This window comes from Labilithrix luteola (assembly GCF_001263205.1).
In the GTDB taxonomy this organism is placed as follows: domain Bacteria; phylum Myxococcota_A; class Polyangia; order Polyangiales; family Polyangiaceae; genus Labilithrix; species Labilithrix luteola.
Window position 1 is genome coordinate 9,269,900 of record NZ_CP012333.1, and the last position, 18,472, is coordinate 9,288,371.

The 18,472-nt window shown below is 67.9% G+C and carries 12 protein-coding genes and 1 tRNA gene; 4 read left to right on the forward strand and 9 right to left on the reverse strand.

All coding sequences use genetic code 11. The features are described from left to right. Window positions 1-178: 178 nt before the first annotated feature. Together AKJ09_RS55775 and AKJ09_RS40165 are read right to left on the reverse strand one after the other, a co-directional pair. Window positions 179-3,484 (reverse strand): serine/threonine-protein kinase, encoded by a 3,306-nt coding sequence (locus AKJ09_RS55775; RefSeq protein WP_146653120.1) that lies wholly within the window; start codon window positions 3,482-3,484, stop codon window positions 179-181. A 120-nt stretch (window positions 3,485-3,604) separates the two neighbouring features. Beyond that, the gene (locus AKJ09_RS40165) at window positions 3,605-6,415 is read right to left on the reverse strand and encodes a hypothetical protein (RefSeq protein WP_146653121.1); all 2,811 of its coding nucleotides are present in this window, start codon (window positions 6,413-6,415) and stop codon (window positions 3,605-3,607) included. A gap of 250 nt (window positions 6,416-6,665) precedes the next feature. Here AKJ09_RS40165 and AKJ09_RS40170 point away from each other — a divergent pair, with 250 nt between their 5' ends. Then, on the forward strand, window positions 6,666-7,031 hold the full coding sequence (locus AKJ09_RS40170; RefSeq protein ID WP_146653122.1) for a hypothetical protein: 366 nt from the start codon (window positions 6,666-6,668) through the stop codon (window positions 7,029-7,031). 73 nt (window positions 7,032-7,104) lie between these two features. Here the strand turns inward: AKJ09_RS40170 and rimO are convergent, their stop codons facing one another. The 4 genes from rimO to AKJ09_RS40190 form a co-directional block, all read right to left on the reverse strand. After that, window positions 7,105-8,538 carry a 30S ribosomal protein S12 methylthiotransferase RimO gene (rimO, locus tag AKJ09_RS40175; RefSeq protein WP_146653123.1) on the reverse strand — a complete coding sequence of 478 codons (1,434 nt, stop codon included), beginning with the start codon at window positions 8,536-8,538 and terminating at the stop codon, window positions 7,105-7,107. 11 nt (window positions 8,539-8,549) lie between these two features. Beyond that, window positions 8,550-9,335, reverse strand: coding sequence for a lamin tail domain-containing protein (locus AKJ09_RS40180; protein ID WP_146653124.1), 786 nt, complete (start codon window positions 9,333-9,335; stop codon window positions 8,550-8,552). Between the two features lie 164 nt (window positions 9,336-9,499). Further along, on the reverse strand, window positions 9,500-10,651 hold the full coding sequence (carA, locus tag AKJ09_RS40185) for a glutamine-hydrolyzing carbamoyl-phosphate synthase small subunit (RefSeq protein WP_146653125.1): 1,152 nt from the start codon (window positions 10,649-10,651) through the stop codon (window positions 9,500-9,502). Window positions 10,652-10,673: 22 nt separating this feature from the next. Further along, window positions 10,674-11,987 carry a dihydroorotase gene (locus tag AKJ09_RS40190; protein WP_146653126.1) on the reverse strand — a complete coding sequence of 438 codons (1,314 nt, stop codon included), beginning with the start codon at window positions 11,985-11,987 and terminating at the stop codon, window positions 10,674-10,676. A gap of 249 nt (window positions 11,988-12,236) precedes the next feature. Between AKJ09_RS40190 and AKJ09_RS40195 the strand changes: the two genes are divergently transcribed. Continuing rightward, window positions 12,237-13,871 (forward strand): NHL repeat-containing protein, encoded by a 1,635-nt coding sequence (locus AKJ09_RS40195; RefSeq protein WP_146653127.1) that lies wholly within the window; start codon window positions 12,237-12,239, stop codon window positions 13,869-13,871. Window positions 13,872-13,878: 7 nt separating this feature from the next. Here the strand turns inward: AKJ09_RS40195 and AKJ09_RS40200 are convergent, their stop codons facing one another. Then, window positions 13,879-14,853: a tetratricopeptide repeat protein gene (locus AKJ09_RS40200; protein WP_146653128.1), complete on the reverse strand. Its 975-nt coding sequence runs from the start codon at window positions 14,851-14,853 to the stop codon at window positions 13,879-13,881. Window positions 14,854-15,579: 726 nt separating this feature from the next. On the opposite strand from AKJ09_RS40200, the gene AKJ09_RS40205 reads away from it, so the two are divergent. After that, window positions 15,580-16,650 carry a formylglycine-generating enzyme family protein gene (locus tag AKJ09_RS40205; RefSeq protein ID WP_169928250.1) on the forward strand — a complete coding sequence of 357 codons (1,071 nt, stop codon included), beginning with the start codon at window positions 15,580-15,582 and terminating at the stop codon, window positions 16,648-16,650. A gap of 337 nt (window positions 16,651-16,987) precedes the next feature. Here AKJ09_RS40205 and AKJ09_RS40210 read toward each other — a convergent pair. Together AKJ09_RS40210 and AKJ09_RS40215 are read right to left on the reverse strand one after the other, a co-directional pair. Further along, window positions 16,988-17,071 (reverse strand) — tRNA-Leu (locus AKJ09_RS40210). A gap of 95 nt (window positions 17,072-17,166) precedes the next feature. Beyond that, a complete protein-coding gene (locus AKJ09_RS40215) occupies window positions 17,167-17,457 on the reverse strand; it encodes a hypothetical protein (protein WP_240488785.1) in 291 nt (96 codons plus the stop codon). Window positions 17,458-17,675: 218 nt separating this feature from the next. On the opposite strand from AKJ09_RS40215, the gene AKJ09_RS40220 reads away from it, so the two are divergent. Continuing rightward, on the forward strand, window positions 17,676-18,431 hold the full coding sequence (locus AKJ09_RS40220) for a hypothetical protein (RefSeq protein WP_146653130.1): 756 nt from the start codon (window positions 17,676-17,678) through the stop codon (window positions 18,429-18,431). The last annotated feature ends 41 nt before the right edge of the window (window positions 18,432-18,472 follow it).

Below are 18,472 nucleotides of genomic sequence, written 5' to 3' on the forward strand. Positions count from 1 at the left end.
TTCCACAATTCGGGAGCGACGTCGCGTCGCGTTCGGCACTCGTCGAACGGCTGACCCAAAGACGTCGTGCGCGAGTGCCCGAATGCCCGAGTGCCCCGATGCCCGAAATGAGACGAGGGCCTCGCCGATGTTTCGACGAGACCCTCGCGTGCATTTTGTTGTCTGCGTTACGTGCGGCTCACTCGTCGCGGAGCTTCGCGAACGCCGGCTTGGTTTCGCCCGCGCCGACGGTCACCGTGATCGACTTCTTCAGCGACTGCTCGGCGTTGACGAAGAGCACCGTGTGCGAGCCCGGCGTGACCGACACCTTGAGGCGCGGCGTGGCGCCGAGCGGCTTGCCGTCGAGCACGACGGTCGATGCGGGCAGCGAGTTGATGTTGAGCCAGGCTTCGCCCGTGGCGGCCGCGGGAGCAGGATCCTTCTTCGGCGCGGCGGTGGCCGGAGTGGGGTTGCTCTTCGGCGCTTCGGTCGGCTTCGGAGTCGAGCCGGGGTTCGTCGCGGTGACCGGAACGGCCGCCGTTGCCGCGGCGGCTGCTGCAGCCTTCGCCGCCGCTGCTGCCGTGCCCTTCGGGTTCAGCGTGACGACGATGGTCTTCTCCGCCTGGCCGTCGTCGAAGGAGATCGGCTGGGTGTAGTCATCCATGCCATCTTTCTTCGCCTCGAGCTGCCAGTGCTCGTTCGGATCGAAGTCGATCGCGATCGGGAACTGGGGCACCTCTTTGCGGTTCGTGCCGGAGACGAGGTAGACCTTCGCGCCCGGCGTGCCGAGCTGGATCATCGCCTTGCCCTTGAGGACCTTGAGCGAGACGTTGCCGAGATCGGAGACCTCGCCGTCGGTGACGGTGACCGACTTCTCGAGCGGAGCGTAGCGCTCGCTGCCCGCGAAACGGAGCTTGTGCTCGCCCGGCGTGAGGTCACGCAGCTCCTGCGGGAGCGGCCCGACTTCCTTGCCGTCGACCGACAGCTTCACGCCGGTCTGGTTGCCCGCGACCTTGAAGCCCGTGCTCGCCGACTTCGCCGCCACGAGCGGGAAATCGATCGTGGCGCTCTTTCCGCCCTCGATCGTGACGGCGCGCGGGGCGGGGGAGTCGAAGCCCTGCGCCGAGACCTTCACTTGGTAAACACCGCTCGCGATGTCCTTGACGATGCACGGCGCGCTCTCGCAGCGCTTCGTGCCGTCGACGAACACCTCGAGCTTGTTCACCGCGGCGCCCTTCGCGTCGGCGACGTTGACGACGAGGGTACCGGACTTCGGCTGCATGACCGTGTACGCGCCGGCCACGCCGACGGCGGCCACGATGCCGATGATGAGGCCCTTGCCCATGCCGCCCTTGCCCTGCTGGGCGCGCGGGACGACCGCGGTCTGCTCCATCGCGCGCGCGGCGGCGGCTTCGGGGCGGATCGCCGGCGGAGGTGCCGATGAAGGCTGGGCGGGCGGGGGATTCGACGCCACCGTGGCTGCGGGCGGCGGGGGCGCTGCCGGCGGCCGAAGCGGCATGTGCATCGGCGCGGTGGTGGTCTGGCCCGGAGGAGGCGGCGGCGGAGGCGCCGCGGCATTGCGCAGCGAAGGCGGCGGCGCGGGCAGGCCCGTGCGCGGCGACTGCGACGGCGGAGGCGCGCGGAAGGGCGAGGACGCGGGGCCGGCGCCGGCGCCGAGCGCACCGAAGGCACCCGAGAGCGTGGCCGGCGCGCCTTCTTTGATCGAGACGTCGGGCGCGCCGGACGAACGCGGCGGCGGGCGCGAGCTCAGGATCTCGTCCATGTTCGCGCGCTCGGCCTTGGCTTCGGGCGCGGCGGGCGCGGGCTCGGCCTTCGACACTTCCTTGTCGAAGACGTGCGTGGCCTCGTTGTCGTCGTCCCAGTCCATCTGCAGCTTCGCGTTCGACGGCTTGGGCGGCGGCGCAACACCGGCGAGCGTGGCGGTCGGACCGTTGAGCGACGGGGCAGGGCGGCTGCCGGGAACGGCGCTAGCGAGCTTCTGCGTGGCGGGCTGCGAGGCTGACGCCGGCGGCTGGCTTCCGTTCGCGAGCGAGGCGAGGTTGGGGAGCGAGCCACGACCCGGCGGGGGCGGCGGCGGCTTCGATCCGCGCGTCGCGCCCGAGGGCGGAGCGGACGGCGCAGGCAACGACGCGGCCGACGCGGTCGGCGCAACCGAGGTCGGAGGCACAACCGACGACGCTGGAGGCGGAGCCGGAAGCTGCGAAGACGGCGGCGCAGCGCCGAGCGACGGGCTCGTCGGAGGAGGCGGAAGCGCAGGGCCGGGGATGCCCATCAGCGTCTTCTTCATCTCGCCGGCGGGGCGCGCGGCGGTCGGAAGATTCGCAGCGGATCCTGGCGGCGGGGGCACGTCGGCCGTGCGCGCGGAGCTCTTCTTGCCGAGGCCCTCGAAGATATCGAGGTCCGAACCGCCGTTGTTCTCGTCTGACATCCGCGTCTCCTGAAGCTCCATGATACGCCCCCCAGTCATCATTTGCGGGGGGTCTGCCCCGCCAGCCACACGCACGCTCACAGGTCCGGATAAGCGGGATGATGAGCGGCCTGATGAAACAGGCTGCGAAGCGGGAGGCTGATCTTCGAAGGTCGCTCGCATCGCCCGCGCGACATCGGCTCGTGTAGCAAGCGCCCCAGAATTTTCACTGAAAGAGTAAAGATCCTTGTGTAACTCGCGCGCGGAACCGTAGCGCTCGTCAGGGTTCTTGGCGAGGGCCTTCAATACGATCCGATCGAGCTCCGGCACGACCGTCCGAGATACTGCCGACGGCGCCTCCGGCACGTGCCGTTGGAGCCGATCCAAGATGACGGCCTCATTAGGGCCATTGAACAACCGCTTTAGCGTGAGAAGCTCCCACATGCAAATCCCGAGTGAAAACACGTCAGTGCGCTGATCGACCGACCGTCCACTCACTTGCTCGGGACTCATGTAGCCGAACTTGCCCTTGATCGTTCCGACCGCCGTTCGGCTCAGCTTTCCGCGTGCTTTGGCGATGCCAAAGTCGATGAGCTTCACGTCGCCGGCGAACGAAACCATGAGGTTCTGCGGGCTGACGTCGCGATGCACGATCGAGCGTGGCGCGCCCGAAGGGTCTTTGCGGGCATGGGCGTAGGCCAAGCCCTCGGCGATACGGCAGAAGGCGTAGAGCAGGAAGGCGAGCGGCGGGTGGCGGGCGGCTTTGACGGCCCGCTCGAACACGGCGCGCAGGTCCTTTCCGTCGACCAGCTCGTAGGCGATGAAGTACTGCCCGCCGACGTTTCCGAACTCGAGCAGGCGGGCGATGTGCGGGTGCTCGAGCTCGGCGGCGATCGCCGCTTCGTCCTCGAACATCTCCACGAACTCGTCTTCCTCCGCGGCCATCGGGAGGATTCGCTTCAGCGCGACCTCGCGGTCATTTCGCCGATCACGCGCGCGGAACACCTCCGCCATCCCGCCCGAGCTGAGGCGGCCGAGCAGTTCGTAGTGACCGAAGTTGGTCGGGCGGAAAACCAAGCGGCGTAGCCGTAACGATAGAGCGCGCGGGGCGTGCGTCCTATTCGTATCTCAGTCGACGTTTCTGGTGGCGATGGGAACTTGCGGTGCGCCGCGTTATCGAAGCGCCTAACGAACCGATTACTTGCGGGGCGGCGGCGCCGGCGCCGGGGGTGAACCGGATGAGCTCGCGCTGGCGGAGCCGGCGGGCTTTTCGGGCGGGGCGAGGGTGGGGCGCCATTTGACGCGCTGCTGCTGGAGAGGGGCCCACACCGACGCGGGAACCGTCTCCGTGGGGTTGAACATCATGTGCGCGGCGGGGGCCGGCGTACGGACGAGACGGGCCGTGACCTGACCGATGGCGGTGGGCTCACCGCCGATGTCGAGCGCTCCGCCGAGGAAGGCATGCACGTTGCCGGCGACGAGGGCGCGCGACGAGCACCCAAGGCGCTCGAGCAGCTTCGACATGGCCTCGGCGGTCGACGCGTCGGCTCGCGTTTCGGGCAAGAGCTCGATCCACACGAGCATGCCGTCTTCGTCGGAGATGCCGACGGCACCGCGCGCCTCGGCGCTCGCCGGAGCATTGGCGGCGAAGAGGTCGACGATCGGCACGGCGTTCGCGGGCGCGGCCTTCTCGATCGCGAAGTCGTTGGGGCCGACGTAGAGCTTCCGATCGCCCGCTCCCGCGTGGAGCATCTCGGCCGGCGGCGATCCTGCGCTCGCGCCCTTGGCCGTTCGCGCGGCGACCGCCGGACGCCCGAAGGACACGACGACCTGTGACGCGTCCGCTCCGGCATCGGCGTTCGCGGGAGCTGCCGAACCGTCGAAGCGCACCGCGCGCGGATCGATCTTCAGCACCCGAGCGCGCTTGTCGCTGCCGTCCGGGCCGAGCCGAACGCTGGTCGTGGCGATGGCGTAGGGGTAGCCGTGCTGCGGCAATCCCTTCACGCGCCACACGCCGCCTTCGCCTTCACCGCTCGAACCCGCGCCGCCCACGCCGCCGATGGGCGGACCAGGCAGGACGGAACGCGTCGTGAGGTAGAAGAAGTCGCGCCCGTCGCGGTGGATGTAACGAGGGAAGAGGATGTGTCCCATGCTCTTGACCATGCGTCGCGAGCGGAACTTGAAGTCCGGCATGTCCTTCAGCGAGCCCTCGTACTCCCAGTCGGACTGGAGGGGGCGGCCGAGGGGCTGGAACGTGCTGGCCGGCTGCATGTTGTAGAACTCGAAGCCGGCGAGGCCCGGGTTCATGTCGAGGTGGATGCCGAAGGCGCATCGCGCGGCGAGCATCGCGCGGCCGAGCGGCTCGGGGCCGATGTCGTTGCCCCAGAAGTACGCGACGAAGTTCTCCTTCGTGATGCAGAGACCGCTGCGCGTCGTGTGAATCGCGTCGTGCCAGCCCGGCGGGACGCCGCCCCACCAGGTGCGGCCCCACGGGTTGTATTTGTCGTTCTGCACGAGCGCCGTCATGTTCTGACGGAAGGAGAGGACCTCCTCCGGAACCTCGGTCGCGCGAGGCCACGCGCCGAACGCCGTGGTGCCGTCGCGAAGCTCCATGACCGTCGCCGCGTAGGGCTTGGGCGGCAGGTAGAGCACGCCGTCCGCCTGCATACCGTACTCACCGTGCGTGGCCTGGAAGCCGCCGTTGAAGCCGGCCACCACGTGGCGCATGACCTCCGGCGTGCGGGGGATCCGCCCTGTGCCCGCCTCACCGGTGGCGCTGACAGGCTCGACGGTGCCCGCCTCCATGTGCAGCGCGACGAGGCGCGGGTCCCACAGCGTGACATAGACACGCGTGTATTGTGCAGCCGGATCGGTACGCACGAACGTCGTCAGGAACGGCGATGGAACGCCCGGAATCGGCGTGATGAACGCGTCCTTGTCGAGCGAGATCCACTGACCTTCGCCCGCGAGCGCCGGCTTCATCATCGGCTCGAGCGGCTTCGGCGGCCAGCCGATCTCCGGATCGGTGAAGGTGGCCGCGACGGGCTTTCCGGTGAGCGAGCCGATGTCCTCGGCGACGTCCTTCTCGCTCGTATCGCCGGTGATCTTCGCCTTGGCGTTCTTCAGCCACTCCTGACCGGTGAACACGATGGCCTTGAGCGTCTGGTTCTTCTCGTCGCCGAACCAGGAGATCGCGCGGAGGCGGTCGCTCATCCACGGGCCGAACGTGGGCGGCTTGGCGACGACTTCGGCGGCGGCGCGCGCATACGCGGCCCCATCGACGATGGAGTCGTGGGCAGGGTCGAGGATGATGACGCGGTTGGCGTCCGTCTTGACCTCGAGCATGCCGTCGGGCCGGAACGAAAGCTCGGCTCGTGCAGGCGCAGGGACCAGCGCGAAGACGGTGCGTTTGATGCCCCGCTTCCGCCCGGTCGCTTGCCAGTCGCTGATGGCGAGCTGCCAGCGCTGGAAGCTCGAGAGCTCCTCGTACGCGTGCGGATCGTGGCCGTCGAAGTCGAGGACGTGGACCGCCTCGGGGTGCCCATCGACGGAGATGACGTAGGCGACGCGCGAACCCTGGATGACGGGCATGCCCTCGTCTGCGTCCGCCGTCTTCGTGAGGTTGTAGACGCCGGTGAGCTCGAGCACGGACCCCTCGGGGGAGAGGCGCGCGGTGACGTCGTAGAGGTCGAGCGCATCCGAGCTCGCTGCCTCGGCAGCCGCGCGCGCTTCCGGACTGGAGGGTGCGCCGCCCGCCGGTTCCTCCGCACGAACGCGGCCACGTACGAGCGCACGCCCGCCGCCGCTGCCGAGGGCGCCGAGCACGCCGTTCGTGCCGTCGACCCAGGTGACGTCATCGGCGGTGCAGGTCACGCCCTCATGGGCGAGCGCGGAGCAAAGCGCGGCCGAGCGGTTCGGCGCGTTGTCGTCCATCGGCGCGTGCAAAAGCCGAACGAGCCCGTAGCCGAGGAGGAGCGCAAAGGGGAGCGGCCGGAGCCAGGTCTTCATCCGTGAACGGTCGGGCGAGTTCGAACGCAAAGAGGCTAGCGGTGCTGGGAGCGACACGAGATCAACGCGGGACGACCCTGATTACGTCCCCACCTTCGAAGCGAAGATAGGACGGCGAACGACCAAAGGGAATTTCCGCCTTTGCCACCGTCGTAGATTGGCTGCCAACCTTGTTGGCTCATCCAGGTGTGGAAAGCCCCGCTCTTTCCGAGTGGCTCCGCTGGCGCGGCGCATGCTACGAGTTTTTCCGATGGCTCGGTCTCGTGTGCAACGCCTGCTGCCCTTCGTGATGGGGGCCATCCTGGCCCTCACGGTAGGCGCGGCCTGCACGACGCCGACGTTGCCCCTGCCGCCTCCGGCGTCGCCCTCGATCGTCGAGGGCACCGAGCCGGGCACGTTCCACCTCTCGAGCACGAACGGCGCCGAGCCGAACGCGCTCATCCTCGTCGTCAACCGCAACGAGGCGGTCCCGCGCGATCGGCGCGTCAGCGGAACCATCGCCGATACGCAGGGCTCCTGGGAGCTCGACGTCCCCGCGACGTCGGGCGACTTGCTGGACATCTCGCAAGAGTCCGGCACCGTGCGTTCGCCCACGATCACCATCACCGTGCGCTGAGCGCGAAAAAACGAACGGCTCGCCTGCTTCGTGCGCGCGGCGAGCCGTTTTTGGAAGTTCCGAGAGCGGGCGCTTAGGCGTTGTCGCCTTGCGTGCCGACGACCTTGAGGCTGACGCGGCGCTTCTTCGGCTTGGGGGCCGGCGCGTCCGTGAAGGTCTCTTCGTCGATGATCTCGCCGACGAGATCGTAGTCGGCCGCCTGGGTCACGCGGACCTTGCGCATCTGGCCGGGGAGGGCCTCGCCGCCCGAAAGATAGACGTGGCCGTCGATCTCCGGGGCCTGACCGGCGTAGCGGCCCTGCATGACGAGCTCGTGCTCTTCGCTCGGTCCTTCGACGAGGACCTCGAGCTCGCGGCCGAGGAGCGCCTTGTTCTTGGCGCGCGCGATCTTGCGCTGCGCCGCCATGAGCTTGCGCCAGCGGCTGGCGATGGTCTTCTCGGCGACCTTGGGCTCGATCTTGGTGCTGCCGCTGGTCTCCTCGTCCGAGTAGCGGAAGACGCCGACGTGATCGAACTTGGCCCACTCGACGAAGTCGACGAGCTCGGCGAAGTCTTCCTCGGTCTCGCCGGGGTGGCCGACGATGAACGCCGTGCGGAAGACGAGGTCCGGGATCGACGAGCGCATGTGGTCAACGACGCGCTTCTGGCGGTCCTTGCCGTGACCGCGCTTCATCTTCTTGAGCATCGCGTCCGACGCGTGCTGCAGCGGCATGTCGACGTAGGGAACGACGCGCGGGTGGTTGGCGAGCAGATCGACGAGCGCTTCGTCGATCTTCTCCGGGTAGAGATAGAAGACGCGCACCCACTTGGCGCCCGATTCGTCGGCCACGCGTTGCACGAGCTCGGCGAGCGTCGACCGCTCGTCTCGCGCCTGGTCGCGGCCGTAGGCGATCGTGTCTTGCGAGATGAGGTTCAGCTCGAGGACGCCTTGCTGCGCGAGCTGCTTGGCCTCTCGAACGACGTCGTCGATGGGGCGGGAACGCTGCTTTCCGCGGAACTGCGGAATCGTGCAGAATGCACAGGAACGGTTGCAGCCCTCGGCGATCTTCAGGTACGCGCTGGCGCGTGCGCCGGTGATGATGCGGGGGTCGCTCGCCTTGATGACCCAGTCTGCCGGGTTGCCGACGAGCATGCGATCGGCCTTGCCCTTGAGGACCTTGCCGAGCTTGAGCATGTCGCTCGTGCCGAGGAAGTGGTCGACCTCGGGCATCTGCTGCGAGAGCTCGGTGGGGTAGCGCTGCGAGAGGCAGCCCGTGACCACGAGCTTCTCGCACGAGCCGACCTTCTTCAGCTCCGCCATCTCGAAGATGGTGTCGATCGACTCCTTCTTGGCCTCCCCGATGAAGCCGCACGTGTTGACCACGATCACCTCGGCCTCGTCGGCCTCGGTCGTGAGCTCGAAGCCGCCATCTTGCGCAACGCCGAGCATGACCTCGGTGTCGACGCGGTTCTTGGGGCAGCCAAGGCTGACGAAATGGATCTTCTTCTTCGGCTTCACGGACGGCATTCGGGCAAGCTTCAGTAGCACGCGACGTCGTCGTTCGTCGCGTTGGGCGTACCCACCATGCCCGTGCTCCAGTTGTCGAACGACAGGCTCCAGCGCTGCCAGTCCGACCGCACGCCCCAGGTGCAGTCGTCGGGAAACGCAAGCGTCCGACCGGGCTGGAGGTTCGAGAAGGCGGGGTAGGTGATGCTGTCGATGACGGTATCGCCGAGCTTGACGGTGACGGTATCGCCGTCGTTCTTGAGCACGTCGGTGGCGTTCCAGGAGACGACAACGCCCGGGAGCCGGTGGTTTTTGGCCGGATCCAGGCTGTCGGCGACGATGAACGAGCCCTCGGGCCCGATCTCGAGGTCATCCGTCACGGTGGCCGTGTTGAACGCGGCTCCGCGCGGGGACTCGACGGTGATCCCCTTGATTTTCAGCCAGCACGAACGGGTGTTCGTGATCTCGACCCATTCGCCGTCGTCGTTCGAGCCGGCCCGCGACGCGATGAGCAGCTCCGTCACGGCCAGGTGGCCGGCGACCAGGTTGCCTTCGCAGTAGACCTTCGGCTGGGGGCCGGCATCGACGACGGGCGCTGCGTCCGTGCCGCTGTCTCGCGTGGACGGGCGGCTGCTCGCGCCGAAGACCGCGCCGCCGTCGGGGGCTTCCGACGGCGAGAGCGGCTGCTCCTGGGACGGAGCGTCGTCGTTGAAGAAGTCGTCACCGGGATCGACGGGCGTGGCCTTGTGCTTCTTGCCGGTGGTCTCGCTGGCGGCGCAGGCGAACAAGCTGACGACGCCAAGCAGGCCGATGGCCACGGTCGCGGCGCGATCGAACCGGCCAATCGACCGTTCCGTCTGGCGTAAGCGCGAGCGGCAATGCATCCGACGCACGATCTAGCACCTTCGAGGGGGCTCGCCACCCACCTTGGGTGACATTTGACCCATCGAAGGAAAGCGCGCGGAATGCGGGCCAACCCGGCCTACTGCATCATGCTCTTGAAGCGATCGAACAGGTACAGCGAGTCGTGGGGGCCGGCCGCAGCTTCCGGGTGATACTGCACGGTGAAGACCTTGAGATCCTTGTGAGAAAGGCCCTCGCTGGTCCCGTCGTTCAAGTGGATGTGCGTGCTCTCGACGCCGGCGGGGAGCGAGTTCAGGTCGACGCAGAAGCCGTGGTTCTGGGTCGTGATCTCGATGCGTCCCGTCGCCAGATCCTTCACCGGCTGGTTCGCGCCGCGGTGGCCGAACTTCAGCTTGTAGGTCTTGCCGCCGAGGGCGATGGCCGTGAGCTGGTGACCGAGGCAGATGCCGAACATCGGCTTCTTGCCGAGGAGCGCGCGGATGGTCTCGACGGCGTAGCCGACGGCCGCCGGGTCGCCGGGGCCGTTCGAGAGGAAGATGCCGTCGGGGTTGAGGGCGAGGATGTCCTCGGCGCTCATGCTGGCCGGCACCACCGTGACGCGGAAGCCCGCGTCGACGAGGCAGCGCAGGATGTTCTTCTTCACGCCGTAGTCGATGGCGACGACGTGGTGCGAGGGCTCGCGCGGAGCCTCGCCGGGGGCAGCGATGCGCCAGGCGCCGCGACCCTCGTTGAACGTGTAGGGCGCCTTCGGCGTGACACGCTGCACGAGGTCGAGACCGGACATGTCCGGCGCGTCCTTCGCGAGCTTCAAGAGCTCTTCGGGGGAGGCCGTGCCGATGGCGGCGTTCTGCGAGCCATTGTCACGCAGGTGCCGCGTGAGGCGGCGCGTGTCGACGCCCGAGATGGCGACGATGCCGTGCTCGACGAGGTAGGCCTCGAGCGTCTGCTCCGAGCGCCAGTTCGAAGCGACGGGGCTCGAGTCGCGGAGGATGAAACCCGCGACGTGCGGCTTGCCGTCGACGGACTCGGCGTCCGCCGCGTTGACACCGACGTTGCCGATTTCGGGCGCGGTCATCACCACCAACTGGCCGGCGTACGAAGGATCCGTGAGGACCTCCTGGTACCCGGTCATCGTCGTGGTGAACACCGCCTCACCGGTGGTCGTGCCGCGGGCTCCGAAAGCCTCGCCCTCGAAGATCGTTCCGTCGGCGAGCACGAGGTACGCACGCTCGCCTCGCGATACGTGGTTGGGGGTGTTCGTCGCGTCCATCGATGTCTCCTACGGCCCTTCCTTAAGCGGGTTTGGTCGTGGCGTCGAACACGACCGTCCCGCTCACGATGGTCAGGACGACCTTGCCCGTGACGGTCTGACCGAGGAACGGCGTGTTCTTGCTCTTGGTTCGAAGTCGATCGGCCGACACGGTCCAGCTTGCGGCAGGGTCGACCAGGGTGAGATTGGCTTCGGCGCCTTCCTTGATCTCCGTGCGCGGAAGGCCGGCGATCTTCGAAGGGGCGCGCGTGAGAGCATCGACCATGCGGGCGAGGGGAAGCACGCCCTTGTTCACGAGGCCGAGCATCAGCGGGATGCAGAGCTCGAGGCCGATCATGCCAGGGGATGCTTCGCTGAGCTCGCAGTCCTTCTCGAGCGGCGAGTGCGGCGCGTGGTCGGTGGCGATGCAGTCGATCGTGCCGTCGGCGAGCGCGTCACGCAGCGCGAGCAGATCTTCGTCCTCGCGGAGCGGCGGGTTCACCTTGCACGCCGTGTCGTAGCCGATGAGCGCGGCGTCGGTGAGGAGGAGGTGATGCGGCGTCACCTCGGCGGTGACGTTGATGCCTCGCGACTTCGCCTCGCGGAGGATGCGAACGGCGCCCATCGTGGAGACGTGGGCGATGTGGTATTTCGCTCGCGTGTACTCTGCAAGGATGATGTCGCGGGCGACGATGACGTCTTCGGCGACGCGCGGCCAGCCGCGGAGGCCGAGCTTCGTGGAGACCGCGCCTTCGTGCATCTGCGCGCCCGCCGTGAGGGCGTGATCTTCGCAGTGCTGGATGAGCGGCAGGTCGAAGGTGCTCGAGTATTCGAGCGCGCGGCGCATGACGTCGCTGCGCGTGACGCAGTGCCCGTCGTCGCTGACGGCGACGGCGCCGGCGTCTTTCAGGTCGGCCATCTCGGTGAGCGTGTCGCCCTTCTGACCGAGCGTGATCGCGCCGATGGGGTGCAGGCGCGTGCCGCCGATGGCCCGCGACTTGTGCACGAGCATCTCGGTGATGGCGCGCGTGTCGTTGACCGGACGCGTGTTCGGCATCGCGCAGATGTCGGTGAAGCCACCGGCAGCTGCCGCGGCGAGGCCGCTCACGAGGTCTTCCTTGTACTCCTGGCCGGGCTCGCGGAGGTGAGCGTGGAGATCGATGAGGCCGGGCAGCAGCATGGCGCCGGGCACGGAGATCTCGGTGACACGCTCGCCCTCGACACCCTCGGCCGCACGCGGGCCGACGCGGGTGATCGTCTTCCCTTCGATGACCACGTCGACGATGGCGTCGAGGGAATTGGAAGGATCGACGGCTCGAACGCGACGTAGGACGAGAACGTCACGGCTGTTCGACATGCGGCGCGCAGTTAGCACGCGCAGTCGAGCGGAGGAAGCGCGCGCAAGCGCGATCGCGAACGATCGAGCTAGCCCAAGCGGGGCCGCAAAACCTCTTCCTCAGAACTAGCCGGAAACCGGCGGACCCGAGGCCTCCGTAGGCACTCGAGCCGGCCGTGTTCTGTTTCGGGGCGGTGAACCAGCCGCGTCGGGGACGCAAGAATCGGTCATATCGGCCCTGCTCCGGCCGAGGTAGGATCGAGGCCGGCGATGGCCTCTTACTTTCGGAGTCTTTTCTCGCTCGGTTCGGGGCTCGTACTCGTTTCGATCGTTGGCACGGGATGCGCGTCGATCCTCGGGTTCGACGAGACGACGGTTCGCACGGAGCCGCTGCCCGGTGCGGACGGCGGCGGGCTTGCCGACGTCGACGGGGGCAGCACCGAAGGAGGCTCGACCGAGCCTGGCGCGCCGACGTTGAGCGTCAGCCCCGTATCCGTCGTCGTACGGAGGGCAGGGGCGACGTCGACCGTGACCGTCACGGTCGACCGCAACGACGTGACCGGTCCGCTGAACGTTTCGGTGAATGGATTGCCGCAGGGCGTGACCGCGTCGGGCAGCGCGATTCCGGAGGGGGCCAGCCAAGCCTCCATCGTACTGACCGCGACGAAGAGCGCGGCGCTCGGCGGTGCGACGGCGACCTTCGCGCTCGACGGCACGAGCAGCTCCGAGAACGTTCACTTGCTGGTCGCCGATGCGTCGGGCGCGTTCGACACGACGTTCGGCGACCACGGCTTCGTGAAGGACGATGCTCGCGGGACGCGCTCGATCTTCTACGGGCTCGCCGTCGCGGCGGACGGAAAGGTCGTCGCCGGAGGCATCGCCAATACCGATCCGCTTTCCCCCGGAGGATGGCTCGTTCGCCGATTCTCGGCCTCCGGTGCGCTCGAGACGGCGTTCGCGCCAACGCTGCCGACCGATGGTGAAGTGCGCGCCGTGGCGATCGATGCTGCTGGACGCATCGTCGTCGTCGGCGCTTCGTCTGCCCAGGCAGGCGCTCCTGCGCAGATGACGGTCGTGCGTCTGACCTCTGCGGGCGTCGTCGATACGTCGTTCGGCGGAGGACCGGTTCGTCTCTTCGCCGTGGCCGACGCGCCCGCTGGCTCGGAGGGCTTCGGCGTGGCGTTCCAGCCCGACGGCGCGGTGCTCGTCGCAGGTGTTCGTCACGACGTCGGGAGCGACTCGGGCGTCGTCGCGCGACTGACCGACGCCGGCAAGCTCGACACGACCTTCAACAGCGGCAAGCCGCTCGTCGTGACCGGGCACTCGTTCGTCGGTGTCGCGCCCGGAACGAACGGATCGATCGTCGCCGGGGGCACGAGCGGCTCGGGTGGTTCGTTCTCGGTCGTCAGTCGCACGGCGGCCGGCGCGAGCGATACGACGTTCGGTCAGAACGGCGAGCTGGCCTTCGGTATCGGATTTCACGGCCTCGGCTTCGCACGCGCGGCCGACGGAACCTTTGCGCTCGTGGGTGACTCTTCGGCGAGCCCCACGCTGTACACCGCGGGCGTCGCGACGTCTGGAGGCGTTCAGGCGTGGGTGCGCGGCGTGGCGAACGGAACGGGCGCGTCGGCGTTCCATGGCGTGACCGTGCAGGACGACGGGAAGATCGTGGCGGTGGGCCATACCGCCGTCATGAACGGCGAAGCGCGCGTCACGCGGCTGCTTTCGAACGGCTCGGTCGACGAGACGTTCGCCACCGCGGGGACGGCGTTCATCGAACCGCCTGGCTCCGCGAACGGGATCGACGTCTCGCTCTACGCCACGACGGTGCAGGTGGACGGACGCATTCTCGCGGCAGGCGCACGCGCCAACGCGGGCGCTGCGATCTACCGAATCTGGCCGTAGCGAGACGTCAGAGCGAGCCGGCGAGCGTGAGGCCGGCTCCGCCCGCGTAGGGCGAGGGAACGAGCCGCAGGCCCGACGTGCGTGCACGCGGCGCCGTGAGGTAGAGAACGATGCCGCCGGCGGTGAGCGCTCCGCCCGTGATGAAGAGAATCGTCGACGCGGTGGCCTGGCTGCGTGCGCTGTCGATCTGGCTCTGCCCGTCAGCGGTGCATTCGTTCGTGGGCTTCGTGCAGGCGCCGTTGTCGAATGCGCTGTCGTACGTGGCGCGCGCGGAGAAGCCGAAGACGCCTCCGACGAGCATGCTCGTGATGCCCAAGCCGCCGATCACGAGGCCGGCAGGCTTCTGCCACGGCGTGGACGTGGGCGGCGCAGGCGGTTCGGTGAGCGGCGTCGAGGCGTGCGGCGGGGGCGGTTCGGGCGCGGGCGTCTCCGCGATCACGATGGGCTCGAGCGCCGGGATCTCGATGCGCGTGGACTGACCCACGGTGACCGCGACCTGCGTGTAGAAGAGCTTGCGGTTCGGCGCCGTGACTTCGACGGTGACGTTTCCTGCGTCGACCGTCTGCGCGGCGCCGAGCTTCGCTCGCTCGAGCACCTGGCCATTGCGCTTCACGACGAGGCCTGGGACGTCGTTGGCCGGCGGCAGCACGATCGTGACGTGCGAAAGTTTGGGGTCGAGCGCCTTCACGCGCTCGTTGGCCACCGCCTCACGCGTCGGTTCGCCGCTGCGGGTCGCGAGGTCGGCAACCTCTTTGTACATCGACCACGCACTCGCATAGCGACCGAGCTTTTCGTAGCACTCGGCGAGCTTTCCGCGGACGCCGATGCCCGGGAAGTATTTGAGGCTCGTTTCGAGCTTGGCGCACGCCTCGGCGAACTTGCCGTCGTTGTAGAGTGCAACGCCCTCGTTGAAGAGAGCGCGGCCCGTTGCCTGGGTTCGCGCATCGGGGGTTTGGGCGTCTTGGGCTCGCGCGGGCGTCACAGCCGTGGCGACGGGGATCAGGGCCAGCGCCGTGGCGAGCGCGATCCGCGCGAAACGTGCCTTTCTCGCGACGCGCGCCGACGAAGCGCACGAAGAAGAGGAGCACGACGAAAACGTAGTGGTCGTAGGCGAAGACGAAGGGAGTCGGTCCGAGTTCATGGGGCGCTCGCGACGCGCAAAGAGGAAACGGCGATTCTCCCAGATCTATCACGAGGTCTGGCGCGCCGCATGGCTGTCGGCATGCGCATACCGATTGCAACTTGCATCGCCATGACGCCGATTGCGGAAACGCTTCGTTTGCTTCGTTCGCTTCGTTCAGGTTCTGCGTCGCTTTCTCGGGGCGCATCGTCTCGCGGCCTCGGCGGCTCGCGCGGCTCGCGCGGCGCGCCTTGGGCGCGGCTGGTCGGCAGAGGGCTTCTCGCCGCGGTCGTCCTCGCGGCGTGCGGGGATCGAAGTGACGACGCGATTCAGCCCACGAACGGCCGAAATCCGACGGATCCCGGAGTGCTCGATGGAGGCCCCGCGGCGTGCCGGACCGATTGTTCTCGTCCATGCGAAGGCGGCTCCTGTGGCTCGACGAACGACGACGCGGGCGACCCAGGTGACCCGGGCAACCCGGCCCCACCGACGTGCGGCGTTGGGCACGACGTCCTGTGCCCGGCCGGCGGCGCTTGCGCCACGCATGCCGACTGTATGACGGGACTCTGCGGGGAACAGGGGCCGAATATGGGCAAGTGCGTGGTCGCGAAGAGCTGCGTCGGAACCCCGGGCGCCGACAATTCCTGCGGCGACGGCACGGAGGGGTGCTGCGAATCGATCGCCGTACCCGGCGGCGCGTACGTGGGCCTCGACATCGACGGCAAGACACCGATCAAGGCGTCCGTGTCGCCGTTCAAGCTCGACAAGTTCGAGATCACGGTCGGCCGATTGCGTGCGTTCTACAACGCGCACCACGGTGAGCTGCGCGGCAACCCGCCGGCGCCCGGAGCCGGCGCCAACCCGCACGTGGCGGGAAGCGGCTGGCGGTCGAGCTTCGACGTGCGCCTGACCGGCTCGTGGAGCGAGATCAACGAGCGGCACGTGGCGGCCTGCTCCGTGGGCGGCGACAACAACGACTACGGCGCAGCGGTGTGGACCGCCGATGCCGGCCCCAACGAGGACAAGCCCATCAACTGCGTCGACTGGTACACGCTCTTCGCCTTCTGCATCTGGGATGGCGGCCGACTGCCGACCGACGCCGAGTGGGGCTACGTTGGGCAGAGCGGCGACGAGAACCGCGTTTACCCCTACGGCGACGAGGCGCCCACGTGGCTGGGGCTGCACGATGCCATCGTCTCGGACCTGACGGACCCGCCGAGCACCTCCTACAAGTTCACCTACGGTCCTCTGTATCGAGGGCCGTCCGACGGAGCCGCCCCCATCGCGCCCGTCGGCCTCAAGAGTGAGCGGTCGCGCTTCGGACACGCGGACCTCACGGGCAACGTGATCGAGATGACCGCCGACATGGCGACCTCGCGCCCATCGACGTGCAACGACTGCGGGTTCGTCGCGTGGCCCGATCCGCCGCAAGGCCCGCCGGTCCAGCCTCCCAAGTGGCAGAAGCTCGACGCGAGCGGCCAACCCGTGGGCGACGAGTTCGGTGAAGAACGTGCCGCTCAGGACGGCATTCGCCTCGCGCGCGGCAGCTCGTGGCAAGGCGAGTGGGGCGGCCACCACATGAAGAACGGCCCGAACCGCTTCTGGCTTCCCGTCTGGCGAACCTACAGCGCCGCCGGCGGCCGCTGCGCCCGCGACTGAAGCGGACGCCACGCTCGAGATCGCTCACCGCCAGCCGCCCACCGACGGTCGCGCTTCTCTCCCCATCGGTAGGCCGAACGACGGGGCGCGAGCGCTGACGTCCCCGAGGTGAGCTCCCCGAAACCGCGAAACTCGCGCTCTCCCACGCGAGCCACGCGAACCCGCAAGCCTGGCCGTCCCGGGCGCGCCTACGCGAAACCGCGAAAGTCGCCGTCACGCCCTGCGACCTGCTCGACGGTCCATGACCTGCTCGACAGTCGCGGTCTCCCCACGCGAGCTGACAAAATGCGAAAGCCTTTTCCTCGTCAAGTGACGAGGAAAAGGCCTACGAGACAAGTGCGAAGGAAGGGACTTGAACCCTTACAGGAGTTACCCCACTGGAACCTGAATCCAGCGCGTCTGCCAATTCCGCCACCTTCGCGCGGCCCTTGTCTCCGAGAGTTCCTTGCGAAACGTCTGGACACGGTTGGGCTGCGTCCTCTCTGACGTGTCACCGTCGAGAGGAAGGGCACCATACTAAAGGTTTTCGACGCTTTTCAAGAGTTCCGGAAGGAAGTTGTTACGAGGCCTGATCAGGCCTGCCCGGAGCACCCTCGGCGCGGGCATGACGCCGAAGCCGTAGGTGCTCAGTGGGTCGCCGACGAGGCTGTCTTCTTCGGGGAAAATGATCTCCTGGTCGCTTCCGACCTTCCGCTCGACGTAGGTGGCGGACGTGGAGGAGCTGGGCGTTTGGGCGAACGCCTGCGACGGGAGGAAGGCCGCGCTCACCGCGGCGCCCAAGGCCAGCATGGTCAGACTCAGTTTCATCGGGAGCCTCTCTTCCAAGACGAGGGATCGGATCGGTGCGACGCCTCGCGCCGCTTGGAATCGGCGAAGGTGCACGGCGCGTTTGAAGATGCACCGGGGGACGCGCGTCCAACGTCGAGGCGCTGAAGGCACGCGATGCGTTGCCCCGGCACCTGTTCGTTGAAACCTTGCCGTGCGCTCAGGCTTGGGAGAAAACCGACCGCGAGCCGGAGGATCCGATGATTCGCAAACTGCTTACGCTCGTGGCTTTTGGTGGCGCCGTGGCGCTCGTGGCGTGCTCCGACGATGCCGGAGAGAAGTATCCCGACACCGACTCCTTCTGCACCGCGAAGGCGAAGGAGGAGTGTGCGGGGATTGCGGCGTCGTGTGCGACGAGCGAAGACGCGTGCACCGCGGCGCGCAAGCCCGCCTGTCTCCAAGACGCCGGTAAGGCGACTGGAGCGGCCCGCAACTACAAGGCGGCCGTGGCCGAGAATTGCCTCGGCAAGACGCACGATCTCTACTCCGCGAAGGTGCCCGACCCGACGAAGGAAGATGACCAGCAGGATGCGTGCGAGCGCGTCTTCGCCGGCAACAAGACGGCGAGCCAGGCGTGTCAGTCGACCTACGAGTGCGAAGGCTCGCTGATCTGCGACAAGGGCTTCTGCGCGGAGAAGGTGCTCCGCGAGATCGACAAGCCCTGCACCGACGCGGGCGCGATCTGCGTCGACAATGCCTATTGCGCGGACCGCGGCGGCGGTCAGAAGTTCTGCTCGCCGAAGAAGTCGAAGGGCGACATCTGCACGCCCGACGTTCCGTGCAAGGACGATCTCCGCTGCACGGGAACCTGCGTCGACAAGGTCGGCCCCGGCGGCGACTGCACGGTCGACGCAGACTGCGGAACGCTGGCGCCGTACTGCGAGCAGTCGACGAAACATTGCCAGCAGAAGTACCAGGCGGGCACCACGGCCTGCAAAGCGTTCGGCGGCCCCTGAGTCGTCGCGCTCTTCATCTGTAGAATGCACGAAACGCGCAG